The following is a 16615-nucleotide window of genomic DNA, read 5'->3' as shown; positions in this document are numbered from 1 at the left end:
AGGGGCGATGCCCCTCGTCAGGAACCACTAATGTCGAATGCCGCAGATGATCTGAGCGACGGTCTTGACCTTTCGGAGGCTGAGAACCCGAAAGCCTGGCGGCCTGTTGTGTGGATGGGCTTTATCGTTCTGCTGGCGTTCTTCGGTGGTTTTGGACTGTGGGCATCGCTAGCGCCGCTCGGCAGCGGTGCCATTGCGCAGGGGCAGCTCCAGGTCTCGTCAAATCAGAAAACCGTTCAGCATCTGGAAGGCGGGATCATCGAGGCGATCAATGTCCGGGACGGCGATGTGGTGCGCGAAGGCGACATTCTGATCAAGCTGGACGATACACGGGCGCGGGTCGAATACGAGCTGCTGCACAAACAGTTCCTGACCCATCTCGGAAGCAAGGCACGGCTGGTGGCTGAGCGGGATGACCTTGCGGAGGTCAATTTCCCGCCTGAGCTCTTGTCGCAATCGGCGGACGAGGATGTCGGGGAAGTGATCGCTGGCCAGAGGCGCCTGTTCGAGACCCGTATCAATGCCCGTGACAGTCAGTTCGGGCTGCTCCGCCGCCGCATCCAGAAGACCCGCGAGGAGATCACCGCACTTGGGGCGCAGCAGCGGGCCGATGCGCGGCAATATGAGCTGATCCAGGAAGAGATCGCGGATGTCCGGGTATTGTACGAGAAGGGGTTGGAGCGGAAGCCGCGCCTGCTGTCTCTCGAACGGACCGCGGTACAGCTGGAAGGCAGCATCGGAAATCGCAAGGCTTTGATCGCACGAGCCGAGCAAACCATTGCCGAGACCGAGTTCCAGTTGCTGAACACCGAGGAACGTTTCAAGACCGAGGTGGAGACCAATCTGCGTCAGGTGCAGGATCAGATGATCGACCTGAAGGACCGCCTGAAAGGCGCGCGGGACGCGCTGGACCGGACCCGCATCCGGGCTCCGCAGGACGGCCGCGTCTATGGTCTCCGGTTTCATACCGTCGGTGGTGTCGTCGCTCCGGGGGAGCCGGTGATGGGCATCGTGCCCCAGGGCGATACGCTGGTGGTGAAGGCGCGGATCGATCCGACCGATATCGACGTGGTTACAGTTGGTGCGGTGGCGAGTGTCCGGCTGACCTCTTTCAGCCAGCGCACCACGCAGCCGATCGACGGCGAACTTGTCAGTATTTCAGCGGATATCGTGCAGCCCGAACAGGGGGCGCCGTTCTACGAAGCTCGGGTTGTTCTCGACGGGGACAGTCTCGCGAAGCAGCCGAAACTGGAGCTTGTGCAGGGAATGCCGGCAACCGTGATAATCTCGACCGGCGACCAGACCTTGCTCGAATATCTGCTTGCCCCGCTGGTCCGCAGTTTCGAGCTTGGATTGAGGGAAAATTGATCCGATGAATGATACGTCCGATAACCGTTCCTTTCTTCCCTACGGCAGGCAAACGATTGATGAGGCCGACGAGCAAGCCGTTCTTGACGTGTTGCGCGGCGACTGGCTGACCACTGGCCCGACGGTGGAGGCCTACGAGGCGGCGTTTGCCGAGCGTGTCGAAGCCAAGCATGCAATTGCCTGCTCCAGCGGAACAGCAGGCCTGCACATGGCAGCGATCGCTCTCGATCTTGATTTTGGCGACATCGTTATCGTTCCGAGCGTGACCTTCCTCGCCACGGCCAATGCGGCCCGATACGTAAAGGCGGACGTTCTGTTCGCCGATGTGGACCCGGAAACGGGCGTGATGCGTCTGGAGGACGTGCAGCGGGCCATCGCCGGCATGTCCAAGGGAACGGTCAAGGCGATCTTCCCGGTGCATCTGACAGGACATACGGTCAATCTGGACGAGCTCGCCGCGGAGTTTCCTGAGCTGGTATTAGTCGAGGACGCGTGTCACGCACTCGGCGCCGACTACGAGACCGGCGGCAGCATGGTGCCTGTCGGATCCTGTCCGCATGGCGGTATCACGATGTTCTCGACCCACCCGGTGAAGACTATTGCCACGGGCGAGGGCGGGATGCTGACGACCAACAGCGACCGTTTCGCGGAATCGCTGCGGCAGACGCGGAACCATGGCCTTGTGCGGGAGCCGGAGAAATTCCTGAACAAGCGCATGGGCTTTGAGGACGGTGTCCCGGCTCCTTGGTATTACGAGATGCATGAGCCCGGCTACAATTACCGGCTCTCTGACGTCAATGCAGCCCTTGGCCTCAGCCAACTGGGCAAACTCGACAGTTTCGTCACCAAACGACGCGCTCTCCGGGCGCGCTATCAGGAGCGGCTCGATGCGCTCGGCCCGCATGTGGCGATGCAGAAGGTCGCACCGGGCTGCAACCCGGCTTGGCACCTTGCCGTTGCCCTGATCGATTTCGCGGCGTTGGGCACGACCCGGACAGCGGTGATGACGACCCTGAAGGAGCGCGGGATCGGCACCCAGGTGCACTATATTCCGGTACATCGCCAGCCTTACTACGCGAACCGGTATCAACCCAAATCCCTGCCTGGCGCGGACGCCTATTACGCGCGTTGCCTCAGTCTTCCCCTGTTCCCGGCGATGAGTGAAGACGACGTCGACCGGGTGGTCGAGGAACTGGCTGCGGTACTTGGAATGTAACGGATATCGGCTGCCCCTTCCGCATGTGCGGGAAACAGGGCAAAATGAAGTGATTCGAATATCTTAGGGTGAGGCCTTGGACCGCATGAGCTATCAACCATTCTCATTCGATGAAGATCATATAGATCTCAACGGCAAGACGGTGCTGGTCACCGGCGGAACCGGATCCTTTGGCAAAGAGTTCGTCCGCACCGCATTGGCATCCTCGGAAATGCGCCGCTGCATCGTGTTCTCACGGGACGAGCAGAAGCATTACGACATGGGGCAGGAGTTCCCCTCGGTTCCGGGCAAGCCGATCCGCTATTTCATCGGCGATGTGCGCGACGTGGACCGGCTGGAGCTGGCCATGCGCGGTGTCGACTATGTGGTCCACGCCGCGGCGATGAAGCATGTCCCGGCCGCCGAATACAATCCGTTCGAATGCGTGCAGACCAACATCTATGGCGCCGAAAATATCGTGAAGGCCGCGCTCCGGACCGGGGTCAAGAAAGTCATTGCGCTGTCGACGGACAAAGCGGCAAACCCGATCAATCTTTATGGTGCGACCAAGCTCGCCTCGGACAAGATCTTCGTTGCGGCGAATAATATCTCCGGAGCGGACGGCTGCCGGTTCTCTGTGGTCCGCTACGGTAACGTGATCGGCTCCCGCGGTAGCGTGATCCCGTTCTTCCAGAAACTGATCGATGAGAAGTCGCCGGATCTGCCGATCACCGACGAGCGCATGACACGGTTCTGGATCACCTTGCAGCAGGGCGTGAACTTCGTGCTGTCCAGCATGCAGATGATGAAAGGCCGCGAGATTTTCGTGCCGAAGATCCCGAGCATGAAGATTACGGATGTGGCGAAGGCCATGGCGCCCGGCCTGCCGCTGCGCAATGTCGGCATCCGTCCGGGAGAGAAACTGCACGAGGTGATGATCTCGGAAGACGATTCCCGCACGACGGTTGAGCTGGAAGATCGCTACGTCATTCTTCCGGCCCAGAGCGACCGGGTGCTGGATGACTATCTGGCCGAGGGCCACAAGTTGGTTCCCGCCGAGTTCCGCTATGCAAGCGATACCAATACGGACTGGTTGAGCGGCGACGATCTCAACAAGATGATGTCGTCAATCTGATCGCTCCGGGATCAGATAGCCTTGAGATCTGATAATCCAGCGGGGCGCGCCCAGGAACGGCGCGCCCCGCTGGTTTTTAGTTCGTGACGATCTCCGGCCCCATCACCGCATTGGGCAGCACGGTCGAGATCCACGGCACGTAGGTAACGACAATCAGGAATGCGAAGAGAACTGCCAGGAACGGCAGGGCAGCCTTCACCACGGCCATCATCGGCATCCCGGCGACACCTGAGGTGACGAACAGGTTGAGCCCCACGGGCGGCGTGATCATGCCGATCTCCATGTTCACCACCATGATGATGCCGAGATGGATCGGATCGATGCCAAGCTCCATGGCAATCGGGAAGACCAGCGGCGCCACGATTACCAGCAGGCCCGACGGCTCCATGAACTGACCGCCGATCAGCAGGATCACGTTCACCGCGACAAGGAACATCACCGGTCCGAAGCCGTAGGCCAGCATGGTTTCGGTGATCTGCTGCGGCACCTGCTCGTCGGTCAGCACATGCTTCAGGATGAGGGCATTGGCGATGACGAAGAGCAGGGTCACCGTCAGCTTGCCGGCATCGAACAGGGTCTTGCGCGTGTCCGGATGATAGAGCGCCGTCAGCAACGCGCTGGGTTGGCGGAACAGGGAGACATTCCGGGTCTCGCCCTCCGTCGCCAGCGGCCCCATGTCCCGGTAGACGAAGGTGGCGATGATCCAGGCATAGACGGCCGCGACAGCCGCCGCTTCGGTCGGTGTGAAAACACCGCCATAAATGCCGCCCATGATGATCACGATCAGCAGCAGGCCCCAGGAGGCTTCCTTGGCACTGGAATAGATCTCGCCCCAGCCGGCCCATTCGCCTTTCGGCAGGTTCTTCCATTTCGCCATGATGTAGATCGCCGCCATGAGCGACAGACCGGCCAAGAGGCCGGGGATCACGCCAGCAAGGAACATCCGGCCGACCGAAACTTCCACTGCGGCGGCATAGACCACCATGACGATGGACGGCGGGATCAGGATGCCGAGTGTGCCGGCATTGCAGATCACGCCGGCGGCGAATTCCTTGGTGTAGCCGACCTGGCGCATACCGGCGATCACGATGGTGCCGATGGCGACCACGGTCGCGGGCGAGGAGCCGGAGAGCGCGGCGAACATCATGCAGGCAAAGACGCCGGCGATGGCGAGGCCACCCGGAAAATGCCCGACGCAGGCGATGGAGAACCGGATGATCCGTTTCGCTACCCCACCCGTCGACATGAAGGAGGAGGCGAGGATGAAGAACGGGATCGCCAGCAGGGTGTAATGCCCCTCGAAAGCGCTGAACAGGGTTTGCGCGATGGAAGCCAGGGACGAATCCGAAAAGGCCAGCAGGAACAGGATAGATGACAGACCAAGCGCGACCGCGATGGGGACCCCGATCAGCAGCAGCACGATAATGGCGAGGAAGAGAAGAGCGACTTCCATGGATCAGAGATCCTTCAGTTTTTTGGCGGCTTCGTCGACTGCGTCCTCGACTTCGTGGCTGGCAATCAGCCCTTCCATGCGGCCGCGCCAGATGGCGATACCGGCCATGACAAAGCGGATAAGCAGCAAGGCCATCGCGAAAGGCAGAACGGCGTAGGGGACGAGACGGGGAATCTTCTCGTAGACCTCGCCCTCGTTGAAGACGTCCTGCAACCAGTCGAGCGGGCGGAAGCCGAAAATGTCCGGCATCGGGGTGTCTTCGGTCTCGTACCAGCCTTTTTCCCGGAACTTGTCCTCGAAGCCGAGCGGGAACCAGCGTCCTTCCGTGGCGGGTAGGTTGGCGAAGTTGGCCCAGTAATCCCAGGATCCCTTCAGCAGCAGGAAGGCATAGACAATGCAGACGGCGCAGGCGAGCAGCGCCAGGATCCGGCGTTTCGGCGGGGTAAGACCCGCGGTGACAACGTCGACGCCCAGATGGGCGCGAATCTTGACCGCATAGGCGGCGCCGAGCAGCACGAGCCAGCCGAACAGGAATACGGTGACCTCAAGAGCCCAGAGAATGCCGGAATCGAATACATAGCGTGCGATCACATTAGCGAAGGTGATCACGGTCATCGACCCGAGGATCGCCGCTGTCGCGGTTTCCTCAACCCGGTCGGAAAGGGGTTTTATCGTCATTACGGGCGCCCCCAGAAATAAGCGCGGTGCGGAGGGAGGTCCGCACCGCGCGACAAGGCTAAAGTCCGAGCCTTGGCCTTGGAGTTTAGGTGTCTAGTTGTTCGCGGCCTGCGCGGCGGCGATGTTGTCGGCGCCAACGTCTTTCTCGAACTTGGCCCAGACCGGCTTCATCACTTCAACCCAGGCAGCGCGCTGCTCCGGGGTAAGCGAGCGGACAGTGCCGCCGGCCTTGATCACGGACTGCTTGGCAGCCTCGTTCACGGCGGTGGATTCCTGGTTCCGGGCTGCGGTCACTTCGGCAACGATCTTCAGGAACTGGTCACGCACGTCCGGCTTCAGGCTTTCCAGCCAGTCGACGGAGGTGACCAGCAGATAGTCGATGATGCCGTGGTTGGTCTCCGTGGTGCCGTCCTGCACTTCGAAGAACTTCTTGCCGTAGATGTTCGACCAGGTGTTTTCCTGACCGTCGACAACGCCCTGCTGCAGAGCACCGTAGACTTCGGAGAAGGCCATTTTCTGCGGGGTGCCGCCGATGGCTTCCATCTGGGCGACCAGCACTTCGGAAGACTGCACGCGGAACTTCAGGCCATTGGCGTCGGACGGCATCAGCAGCGGCTTGCTGGCGGACATCTGTTTCATGCCGTTGTGCCAGTAGGCCAGACCCTGCAGGCCACGGCGCTGCATGCTGTCGAGCAGGCCCTTGCCGGCATCGGAGCCCTGGTAGGTTTCAACCGCGTTGATGTCCTTGAACATGAACGGCAGGTCGAACAGGCGGAATTTCTTGGTGAACTTTTCGAACTTGGACAGCGACGGTGCGGCGAGCTGGACGTCGCCCTGGAGCATGGCTTCCAGAACCTTGTTGTCGTTATAGAGGGTCGAGTTCGGGAAAACCTGCATGCAGGCCTTGCCGTTCATTTCCTCGTTCACGCGCGTTTCCAGCAGCGATGCGGCGATACCCTTCGGGTGCCGATCGGTGTTGGTGACGTGGCTGAACTTGATGACAACCTCGCCGTCATCGCAATTGGCATAAGCGGCGCCAGGCGCAATAAGGGCGGCAGCCGCCAGAGCGGCAGCGAAAAACTTCTTCATTGTGTCCTCCCAATAGACACGCGGTTGAATCCGCATAGGCTGTTACCTGAAATTGTCCGCTTCAACTGGGCAATCGTGAAATTGCAGGAAATTTTTTTTCTTTAAAGTCAGTGCACTAACTTTTGCTAAGGTGCACAAAAAGTTCATTTGTCCGGATTTTCGGGCAAATTTTCTTGAGATTTCGTGGGCCCGTTTTCGTTTCGGGAATGCGTTCAACAGACCGGGTGCCATGTCACGGGCCAAAGCGATCGTTGTCATTCTTTGCGCGCTCTATGCGCTGGTCTCCCTGCTCGCGGGCTGGCTGGTCTATCGCTATGCCTATCTGGAGACGCTCGACCAACTGGAGGAGACAGGCCGTATCCGCGTGCAGCAGGCGAGCGACCGCCTGATGGGACAGCTTTCCGGCTATTCCTATCTGGTCAATTTGCTGGCCCGACATCCGCTGGTGATCCGTAGTGTCGTTGACGGGGTTCCTCCTGAGGCCGCTGACGATCTGCTGATCGACTCGGTTCTGACATATGGCGCCGACCGGATCAGTCTGACGGACGCGGACGGTCGTCTGGTTGCTTCCTCCTCTCCCGAGACGGAACTGGACCGGATCGAGGGCACGGTTGATACATCCCTGTTGCGCGCGGCGCTGAACGGTCGTCTGGGGCTGGAAGCGGCTTTTGACGACGATGGCCGCAGGGTGATCCGGCTGAGCCGGGGGGTCCTCGATGGGGCTGCACCTGCGAAAGGTGCGATTTTTGTGACCATCGATGTGGCCGCGCTGGAGTTCGAATGGGGGATCGCTCCGGAGGCGATCTGTTTCTTTGATGCGTCGCAAACAGTGTTCGCGTCGACCAGACAATCGCTTTTGAGGCGGCAAGATAAAAGTCTGGGTGATGGCGACCCCCGATTTGAACCGTTTCCCCATCGCGCGTTGGAGCGTGAAGGGGGACATGAGGTCTGGTCTTTCTCCGAAGCTTTCGACCTGCCGCAACGCGCTCTTGTGGTGACCCGGGCGCTGCCACAGGTGAATATGACCGCGCGCGGCTTTCTCGATACGGCGCCGGCGCGGACCGCCGCCATTCTGCGTGGGCTGCTGACCACGACCGTGCTGGGCGCGCTGGGGCTTGCGATGTTGATCGCGGCGCTTTGGAGGCGGCGCATGGCGGACCGTCTGGCGATCGAGGCGGCGGTCAATGCGCGTCTCGAGGAACGTGTCGAACGGCGTACGTCGCAATTGAAAGTGGCGCAGGACCAGCTCGTCCAGGCTTCCAAGTTGACCGCCCTTGGAGAAATGTCCGCGGGGATCAGCCACGAGCTCAATCAGCCGCTCGCGGCCATTCTGAATCTGTCGGAGAACGGGCGGAAGCTGCTCGACCGAAAGAGGTTCGACGAGGCGGGCGAAAATCTCGGCCAGATAGCGGGCCAGGTGCAGCGGATCGACAAGATCATCCGCAATCTGCGTGCCTTCGCCCGGAACGAAGGCGAAGGGGGAGAGCCCGTAGATCTCGTTGCCGCTGTCGATTATGCGATCACACTGACATTGCCATCGCTCGAAAAGGACGGCATCGCCTTGTCCTGGTCCGCGCCCGAGCGGCAGATGCTGGTCGATGGCGGTGAGGTCCGTCTGCAGCAGGTCGTGGTCAATATCCTGAGCAACGCACAGGATGCGATGGTGTCGTCGGATATAAAGCGGATCGACGTGATGCTGAAAACGGACACGGGTGAAGCTGTTCTGGAAATCGCAGATACGGGACCTGGTATTCCAGATCCGACCCGTGTGTTCGAGCCGTTTTACACAACCAAGGAACTGGGAGCCTCGAAAGGCCTTGGCCTAGGGCTGTCGATTTCCTACGGGATCATTCGCAGCTTGGGCGGGACGCTCTCCTGCCAGAACAGTGCGCATGGCGGGGCGATTTTCACCATTCGACTTCCATTGACCGACAGGGCGGTGCAATGACCGGACAGGTGCTGCTGATTGAGGATGACGATGCCCTGCGCAACTCGCTGGCGCAGACGCTGGAGCTGGCCGATCTGACCGTGATATCGGCGAGCAGTTATGTGCAGGCGAAGCGGAGCATCCGGGCGAATTTCCCGGGCATCATCCTGTCCGATATCCGGATGCCGCATCAGGACGGCTTCTCCGTGCTGTCGGCGGCGCAGGGGGCCGACCCGGAATTGCCGGTGATCCTGCTGACGGGACACAGCGATGTGCCGACGGCCATGCGGGCAATGAAAGAGGGCGCCTACGAATACCTGGAAAAACCGGTCGGCACGGAGCGTCTGGTCGATGTGGTGCTCCGGGCGATCGAGCACAGAGACCTTGTGCTGAAATCCCGCCGGATCGAGCGCGCGCTTGAGCGTAGCGACGCGGCGGCCCGGAGTTTCCCCGGCTCGGGACCGGTCTCGACGGCACTTCGCACGGCGCTCCGCAGGGTTGCCGCCAGCGACTGTCATGTTCATCTGCATGGTCCGAAGGGGACGGGCAAGAAAGAGGCAGCTTTTGCGATCAATGCTCTTTCGCCGGAGCCACGCGCATTTCTGACACTGAACCTGCTGCACGCAGCGGCAGACTCCGTACGCCGCCTGCACCCGCCCGAGGGCGCGGCGGACCTCTCATTGAAAAGCGTCGAATGCGCCACACCGGAACAGGTCGAGGATGTACGCGCACTGATTCATCGTTGTCCGGAGCTGCGCGTCATATCGTCGTCCGTCGCGTCGCTGGCAGAGCTGGAGCACCTGGAGCCGGGCGCGGAAGGCACAACGGTGGTGGAAATCCGGGTTCCGTCGCTTGACGAGCGCCGGGACGATTTGCCGGAGATTTTCGAGAACTTCCTGCGCCAGGCGATACGTAGCCTGGACACCGACATGCCGGAGGTATCAACCGCCACTCTGACGGACATCATGACCCGCCCCTGGCCGGGCAGCCTGCCGGAGCTGCGCAGCTATGCGATGACCTATGCGCTGGGCGCGCGGGTCCAGAGCGACAATGTCGGGCAGGGAACCCTGGCGGAGCAGGTCGAAGCGTTCGAGAAAATGGTTCTGACAGAGACGCTGAAGCGCACCAATGGGAAAGCTGCTGAAGCGGCCAGGATACTGGGGGTGCCGCGCAACACGTTCTATGATCGGCTGGCGCGTTTCGGACTGTCTGCCAAGGATTTCAGGGACGGCTGAACGAGAACAAGGCGCCACTGATCGAGAGGCAGTCTGGCGGTAACCGGCCCGGCACCTAGAGGTTCAACTCAGGTTCCTTGTCTTTCTTGGTCCATCCGATCAGGCGGATTGCAGGGAATATCCAGAGGAAACCGGCGACCGGATAAAAAAGCAGCTCGGCCAGCCAGTGCTGCGGCAGCATGTGGTTCGCGACGGTCACGACTCCGGCGATATAGGCGATCAGGCCGACAATCATGATGATGCCGCCGAGGGCAGTGCGCCAGCGCATGGGGGACTCCGTTTCGTTCGGTCGGCATCGATATGCGCCGGACGGGGATAGTGTCAACCGTTGCGGAAAGACAGCGCACACATGAAATTGTTGAGACAGTCTGCGTAATCATCCTGTTTGCGCCTCTTCCGTCGCGGGGAAGCGAGACTTTGATGCCTCTCCCGCTCTAAGGGCTGCCTCATAAAGGACACGTGCAACCGAAACGGTTTTTCCGATGAGCATGCTTGGTCACCCCATTGTCGCGTTGATGATCTCCGTCGGGTTTCTTTGGACGGCCAACGGGCTGTTTCACAGTCTGATCGGCCTGCGCATGAGCCAGGAAGGGTTCGACACCACGGTTGCCGGTCTGGTCACCTCCGCATACTTTGTCGGTCAGCTCACCGGCGCCGCATTCTGTGGCCGAATTATCGAGAGTGTCGGCCATGTCCGTTCGTTCGCGGCCTTCGCGTCGATTATCTCTGCCTGCGCCATTTCCCACGCGATCTTCGTCGATCCATATTTCTGGTCGCTGTTGCGTTTCGCCACCGGCATCTGTATCGCCGGTGCCCTGATGGTGGCGGAAAGTTGGCTGAACGGCGCGGTTTCGAACAAGCATCGCGGAGGCATGCTCTCCATCTATGTTGTGGTGATCTATTTCGGCATGGCGGCTGGTCAGCAGATCCTCAATCTTTCGCCGCCGACCAGCTTCATTCTCTACAGCGTGGCCTCTATCCTGTTCTCGCTCGCCCTGGTGCCACTGTCGCTGGCCAGCCGGGCGACGGCGGGCGAGCTGGCGCCATCGCGCCTCAGCATGGCCGAACTGTTCAAGGTCTCGCCGCTCGGCATGATCTGCAGCTTCGCCAGCGGCGTGCTCGGCGCGGTCGTCATGGGGCTTGGGCCGATCTTCGGTAACCAGATCGGGTTCTCGGTTGCCCAGATTGCCACCATGATGACCGTCACCATGTTCGGCGGGCTGTTGCTGCAATATCCGATCGGAAAGCTCTCGGACTTTTTCGATCGCCGTACCGTGATCGCGGTCGTGCTCTTTGCCGTGGGCGGGGTGTCGTTCGCCATTGCGATGCTTTTCGATGGCGGGACATTCATGTTCCTGGGGCTGATGGTGGTCTTTGGCGGGCTGAACTTCGCGCTCTATCCTCTGGCCATTTCTCACGTCAACGACCACGTCGAAGCCTCCGACCTGGTGCCGGCAGCGGCCGGCATCCTGATCGCGGCGAGCTTGGGATCGTCCATCGGTCCGATTATCGGTGCCTTTGCGATGGATCGTGTCGGACCTGGTGGCCTGTTCCAGTTCACTGCCTTTGTCGGTTTTTCCGTTGGCATCTTCGCTGTCTACCGGATGCTCCGCAGCGCGGCGCCGGCCCGGGAAGAGCAGGGGCCATATGTCGCCTATGCCCGGACGTCGGCCATCGTTGCCGAACTTGACCCGCGCGGCGAGTTCATCGAGGAGGTCGAGCCGAACGTCATGGACGAGAACCTGCCTAAGGATTTCTCCTACGATGAGCTCATTGAATCCGCAGTGGAGGGCGAGGCAGAGGAATGGGTTCAGGCGAACTCTTCACCGTAATACAGCGTCGAGACGTGTTTCGCTTCGGCGAAATAGAGCCAGCGTTCCACAACAACGCCGACGCTGCCCGAGATGGCTGCGAGCAACACCAATCCGCCAGCCATGGTGCCGGAGCCGGGCATGGCGAGCACGGCAGCCAGCACGGCAATCGGGATCACCAGGCCGAAGAAACCGGCAAGGCGCCGGAGCTTCACGGCGTGTTTGCGGCCGATCCTGTAGCCCATCTCGCGCATCACGTAGGTTTCCGACGTTGTCGGTCCCTCAAGCAACCGCACTGTACCAAGGTTGGCGAGCCCGGTCGCGGTGCCGGAAGTCGCGGTCGGTGCCGCATTGTCTGTCGCGGTCCAATAGCGCCATTTGATCGCGGCTGAAAGCAGCACGAAGCCCATTGTCGGTAAGGCCATTGTCTGCAGGTCGCTACCGGACAGTGCGAGCAGCGGCAGTATCCAGAGCCCGCCCGTGGCCATGGCCATGGCGAGATAGCCCGGCACGGTGAAACCATTGTGCCAGCGCGGGATGGTCTTCAGGCTCTGATAGATCATCGCCGTGCAATAGACCGTGACCATGGCCAGCACAGCGGCCACCGCTCCGGCCAGCATCCAGAGGCCATCGTTGCGGCCCAGCAGCACCCAGCCAACGGCAAACAGAAGCGCCGGGATATAGGTCAACACGGCCAGCAAGCCCTCGCGGGAAAGCCATGAGCTGCGCCACTGGCTCATCGCGCGCCAGGCCCGTTCCGGATGCCCGAGATGGAAGGTGGAACTGAGCAGCCCGGCGGTGACGAGGCCGAGGGCCAGCGGGAAGCCGATCCAGCCGATCAGCGGATTGGCATCACCGGTAAGAGCCGCATGGAGGGCAAGCCAGACCAGCAGGCCGTAGCCGGCACCGGAAGCGGTGGTGAAGAAGATGACTGAGAGAGCGGGATGCATCGGCGGGCCTCAGCGGGAAAGCATGGTGTCGAGCCAGCCGAGCAGGCCGCTGGCGTCGGAAGTCGTCTCGCCGGCGGGAACCCGCAGGGCAAGGTCCGCGAGCCGTTCTGGCGCGCCGAAATCCTCGGCCTTGGTCCGGCGTGGGCGCGGCGGCAGGTAGCGGTTTACCGGCTTGTAGCCCATCTCCGGCATCAGCTCATAACCCTGGCGTTCGGCAACCAGTTGCGAGACATCGGAGTCCGGATCTCCGAGATCTCCGAAATGCCGGGCGCCTGCCGGACAGGTGGAAACGCAGGCCGGCACCCGGTCTTGCTCTTCCAGGTTCTCGTTGTAGATCTTGTCGACGCAGAGGGTGCATTTCTTCATCACGCCCTCGGTCTTGTCGTATTCCCGGGCGCCATAGGGGCAGGCCCAGGAGCAGAGCTTGCAGCCGATGCAGAGATCCGCATTGACCAGAACAATGCCGTCCTCGACCCGTTTGTAGGAGGCTCCGGTCGGGCAGACTGTGACACAGTCGGGTGTCTCGCAATGCAGGCAAGAGCGCGGGAAATGCACCGTGCGGGCGTCTTCGCCTTCACCTGCTTCATAGGTGTGGATGCGGTTGAACCAGACACCCCAGGCGCCTTCGTCACCGTCTTCTTCGGCGTCGTCGCTATAGGCGTTCCAGTCCGTCAGCGGCGCCGAATGGCCGCTGGTGTTCCATTCCTTGCAGTTCACCGCACAGGCATGGCAGCCGACGCAGATATCGAGATCGATGACGAGGCCGAGCTTCTTGCTTCCGGCTGTTGTGGGCAGGCAGGTCATTGGCCGCGCCTCCCTTTATACTGGAGCGGTCCTTTCGGGCGCTCCGCAGTCGGCGCGGTCTTCAGCACGGGGAATTGTGGTTCCGAAACCGTCTCCGGCCGATCGTCCGCCGCTTTCTCGATTCTGACCCGGAGATCGTACCAGGCGGCCTGACCGGTAACCGGATCCGCATTGGCATAGCGATAGCCGTCCTTGCGCGCGGGCAGAAGCTCGGAGATCACGTGGTTCAGCAGGAAGCCCTTGGTCGCTTCCGGCGCGTCCTTGCCGAGATTCCAGGCGCCCCGGCGCTTGCCGATGGCGTTCCAGGTCCAGGCGGTGTCTGGATTCACACCTTCCATCAGCTTTACCGGCACCTTGATCTGACCGTGATGGGAGGTGACATAGACCCAGTCCCCGTCCGCGATGCCGAGTTTTTCGCCCTGCTTCCGGTTCATGAACAGCGGGTTCTTGCCGTGCAACTGGCGCAACCAGGCATTCTGGCCGCCCCAGGAATGATACATCGCAGCCGGGCGCTGGGTGATCGCATGCATCGGGAAGCTGTCGGTATCGACCTGGCTTTCCTCGAACGGCTGGTACCAGATCGGCAGCGGGTCAAAATAGCGTTTGATCCGCTCCCGGTCTTTCTCCGGCGGCTGATTGGCGCCGTGGCCTTCGGCTGCCAGCCGGAATTGCTGCAACGGCTCGACATAGAGCTGCATGATGATCTGGTTGGGCGCACCGATGAAGCCGAGGCGTGTTGCTGTTTCCAGATAGGTTTTGTTTGCGTGCTTGTAGTAGCGCTCTTCCGGCTTGAACTCATGGCGCCAGAAGCACTCGTTTTCCACGTAACGCTTAAGCTGGTCCGGGTTCGGCGCGCCCTTGCCGCCCTCGGTACCGTCCGCGCCGCGCCAGCCCGCCAGCGGGCCGATGCCGGGTGCGCGTTCGTGGTTGGCGATATAATCGGGATAGCCGCCCGGATATTTCGCAGAGCCATCCTCATGCGTCAGGCCCGGCAGGCCGAGACGGACGCCGAGATCGATCAGCACTTCCTGGAAGGGCCGCACGTCCCGGTCCGGTGCCACGACAGGCTGGCGAATAGAGTCCGCCGCGCCGTCCGCGTCGCAGATCGGCCGGTCCAGCAGGGAGATGCAGTCCCAGCGCTCCAGATACGTGGTGTCCGGCAGGACTAGATCCGCATAGGCCACCATCTCGGAGGCATAGGCGTCTGAATAGATGATCTTCGGGATTCGGTATTCGCCCGTCTCCGGGTCCTTGTCCGTCAGCTTCTCCATCGTGCCCTTGGAATTCATCGTCGAATTCCAGCTCATGTTCGCCATGTACATGAACAGGGTGTCGATGGGGTATGGGTCCTGTGCCCAGGCGTTATGGATGACCATGTGCATCATGCCATGCACGGCCATCGGCGCATCCCAGGAGAAAGCCTTGTCGATCCGGGCCGGGTTGCCGGCATCGTCCACGAGCAGGTCATCGGGGCCCATCGGGAAGCCGAGCGGCGGCCCCGCCATCGGGGTGCCGGGCTTGATCTGTTCCGCGCGACCGACAGGTTTCAGCGGCGGCGGCGCCGGGCGCGGGAAGGGCGGCTTGTAGCGGAAGCCACCCGGGCAATCGATGCTGCCGAGCAGCATTTGCAGGACATGCAGGGCGCGGCAGGTATGGAAGCCGTTGGAATGGGCGGAGATACCGCGCATGGCATGCATGGCGACAGGGCGGCCGATCATCTTCTCGTGCCGCCGTCCGGCCCAGTCGGTCCAGGGCACGTCGAGGGTGATTTCCTGCTCGAACGCGGCATGGGCGATCTCGGCAGCCAGCCGCTTGATCGTCGCGGCGTCGAGGCCGGTCTGCGCGGCAACGGCGTCCGGTGCATAGGACGGATCGAGATAGCGCTCGGCCAGCAGTTTGAAGGACGGTACAGCCTTGCGGCCGTTCGGCAGAACATGCTCGCCGGAGAGATCCGGCGTGATATCGGCTTCCAGTGCGGAGACCACCTTGCCGGAGCTCTTGTCGAAGGCGAGCGGGCGGCCTTCATCATCGCGTGCAAACAGGCCGTGATCGGCGGCGCCGGGGTCCTGGATTACCAGCCAGGGCGCGTTCGTATAACGCACCAGATATTGCAGATCGACTTTGCCGGCCCGCAGTAGCTCATGCACCAGCGCCAGAATGAACAGCCCGTCCGTGCCGGGACGGATGCCGACCCATTCATCCGCGATGGCGGAATAGCCGGTTTTCACGGGATTGACGGAAACGAACTTGGCACCGCGGGTCTTGATGTGCCCGAGGCCCATCTTGATCGGGTTCGAATCGTGATCCTCGGCGACGCCGAACATCATGAAAAATTTGGTGTGTTCCCAGTCCGGTTCACCGAACTCCCAGAAAGAGCCACCGATGGAATATAGCCCCGCCGCCGCCATGTTGACGGAGCAGAAGCCGCCATGGGCCGCATGGTTAGGCGTCCCGAACTGGCTGGCCCACCAGCCGGTCAGCGACTGGGACTGGTCCCGGCCGGTGAAAAAGGCGAGCTTGCGCGGATCGCTCTTGCGGATGTCGCCGAGCCATTCAGCGGCAGTCGCAAGGGCTTCGTCCCACTCGATCTCCTTGAACTCGCCACTGCCGCGTTCGCCGACCCGTTTCATCGGTTTGGTCAGCCGCGCCGGTGAGTAATGCTGCATGATCCCGGCGGAACCCTTGGCGCAGAGCACGCCCTTGTTCACCGGGTGGTTCTTGTTGCCTTCGATGTACCTGATCGTACCGTCGCGCAGATGCACTTTGATGCCGCAGCGACAGGCACACATGTAGCAGGTTGTGAATTTGGTCTCGTCGGATACGGGCGGTGACGTATCGACTGTTTCAACCACCGTCTCGAACGGGTTGATGCTCATTATCTCTCCGGAGCGGGAAGGCCTGAACGGCTCATCGGCTTGTTAATTGCCGATGACAATAGCAGGGCCGGTCCGAAAAAGTCAGGATCGAAAC

At 61.4% G+C, this 16615-nt stretch carries 13 protein-coding genes; 6 read left to right on the top strand and 7 right to left on the bottom strand.

What is annotated here, in order from left to right:
* Nucleotides 1–30 precede the first annotated feature (30 nt).
* The 3 genes from IG629_RS07755 (at nt 31) to pseB (ending at nt 3698) form a co-directional block, all read left to right on the top strand.
* Complete coding sequence (locus tag IG629_RS07755; protein ID WP_193171396.1) at nt 31–1368, top strand: HlyD family type I secretion periplasmic adaptor subunit; 1338 nt, start codon at nt 31–33, stop codon at nt 1366–1368.
* Nucleotides 1369–1372: 4 nt separating this feature from the next.
* Nucleotides 1373–2584: a UDP-4-amino-4,6-dideoxy-N-acetyl-beta-L-altrosamine transaminase gene (pseC, locus tag IG629_RS07750; protein ID WP_193171395.1), complete on the top strand. Its 1212-nt coding sequence runs from the start codon at nt 1373–1375 to the stop codon at nt 2582–2584.
* A gap of 85 nt (nt 2585–2669) precedes the next feature.
* Entirely contained in the window at nt 2670–3698 is a 1029-nt protein-coding gene (pseB, locus tag IG629_RS07745) for a UDP-N-acetylglucosamine 4,6-dehydratase (inverting) (RefSeq protein ID WP_193171394.1), read from the top strand.
* 76 nt (nt 3699–3774) lie between these two features.
* Here pseB and IG629_RS07740 read toward each other — a convergent pair whose 3' ends face one another.
* From IG629_RS07740 to IG629_RS07730, 3 genes are all read right to left on the bottom strand, one after another.
* Nucleotides 3775–5151, bottom strand: a complete 1377-nt coding sequence (locus IG629_RS07740; protein WP_193171393.1) for a TRAP transporter large permease — start codon at nt 5149–5151, stop codon at nt 3775–3777.
* Nucleotides 5152–5154: 3 nt separating this feature from the next.
* The gene (locus tag IG629_RS07735) at nt 5155–5829 is read right to left on the bottom strand and encodes a TRAP transporter small permease (protein ID WP_193171392.1); all 675 of its coding nucleotides are present in this window, start codon (nt 5827–5829) and stop codon (nt 5155–5157) included.
* A gap of 93 nt (nt 5830–5922) precedes the next feature.
* The gene (locus IG629_RS07730; RefSeq protein WP_193171391.1) at nt 5923–6918 is read right to left on the bottom strand and encodes a DctP family TRAP transporter solute-binding subunit; all 996 of its coding nucleotides are present in this window, start codon (nt 6916–6918) and stop codon (nt 5923–5925) included.
* 229 nt (nt 6919–7147) lie between these two features.
* Here IG629_RS07730 and IG629_RS07725 point away from each other — a divergent pair, with 229 nt between their 5' ends.
* Together IG629_RS07725 and IG629_RS07720 are read left to right on the top strand one after the other, a co-directional pair.
* The gene (locus IG629_RS07725) at nt 7148–8866 is read left to right on the top strand and encodes a sensor histidine kinase (protein WP_193171390.1); all 1719 of its coding nucleotides are present in this window, start codon (nt 7148–7150) and stop codon (nt 8864–8866) included.
* Nucleotides 8863–10080: a sigma-54-dependent transcriptional regulator gene (locus IG629_RS07720; RefSeq protein ID WP_193171389.1), complete on the top strand. Its 1218-nt coding sequence runs from the start codon at nt 8863–8865 to the stop codon at nt 10078–10080. Before IG629_RS07725 ends, IG629_RS07720 begins: the two co-directional genes overlap by 4 nt.
* A 55-nt stretch (nt 10081–10135) precedes the next feature.
* Here the strand turns inward: IG629_RS07720 and IG629_RS07715 are convergent, their stop codons facing one another.
* Nucleotides 10136–10348: a DUF2842 domain-containing protein gene (locus IG629_RS07715; RefSeq protein ID WP_028465567.1), complete on the bottom strand. Its 213-nt coding sequence runs from the start codon at nt 10346–10348 to the stop codon at nt 10136–10138.
* Between the two features lie 214 nt (nt 10349–10562).
* On the opposite strand from IG629_RS07715, the gene IG629_RS07710 reads away from it, so the two are divergent.
* On the top strand, nt 10563–11912 hold the full coding sequence (locus IG629_RS07710; RefSeq protein WP_051284640.1) for an MFS transporter: 1350 nt from the start codon (nt 10563–10565) through the stop codon (nt 11910–11912).
* Here the strand turns inward: IG629_RS07710 and IG629_RS07705 are convergent.
* Genes IG629_RS07705 through IG629_RS07695 form a run of 3 tightly spaced genes read right to left on the bottom strand, consistent with a single transcriptional unit; the run spans nt 11891 to nt 16521 of the window.
* Nucleotides 11891–12841: a dimethyl sulfoxide reductase anchor subunit family protein gene (locus tag IG629_RS07705; protein ID WP_193171388.1), complete on the bottom strand. Its 951-nt coding sequence runs from the start codon at nt 12839–12841 to the stop codon at nt 11891–11893. The two genes, IG629_RS07710 and IG629_RS07705, sit on opposite strands and share 22 nt — an antisense overlap.
* 9 nt (nt 12842–12850) lie before the next feature.
* Nucleotides 12851–13645, bottom strand: a complete 795-nt coding sequence (locus tag IG629_RS07700) for a 4Fe-4S dicluster domain-containing protein (protein WP_193171387.1) — start codon at nt 13643–13645, stop codon at nt 12851–12853.
* Nucleotides 13642–16521, bottom strand: a complete 2880-nt coding sequence (locus IG629_RS07695) for a molybdopterin oxidoreductase family protein (protein ID WP_193171386.1) — start codon at nt 16519–16521, stop codon at nt 13642–13644. Before IG629_RS07695 ends, IG629_RS07700 begins: the two co-directional genes overlap by 4 nt.
* Between the last annotated feature and the right edge of the window lie 94 nt (nt 16522–16615).

Origin of the sequence: Nisaea nitritireducens, assembly GCF_014904795.1 — a bacterium.
In the GTDB taxonomy this organism is placed as follows: Bacteria; Pseudomonadota; Alphaproteobacteria; order Thalassobaculales; family Thalassobaculaceae; genus Nisaea; species Nisaea nitritireducens.
The sequence above is the reverse complement of the archived record's forward strand: the minus strand, read 5'-3'. Positions and strand labels throughout refer to the sequence as shown.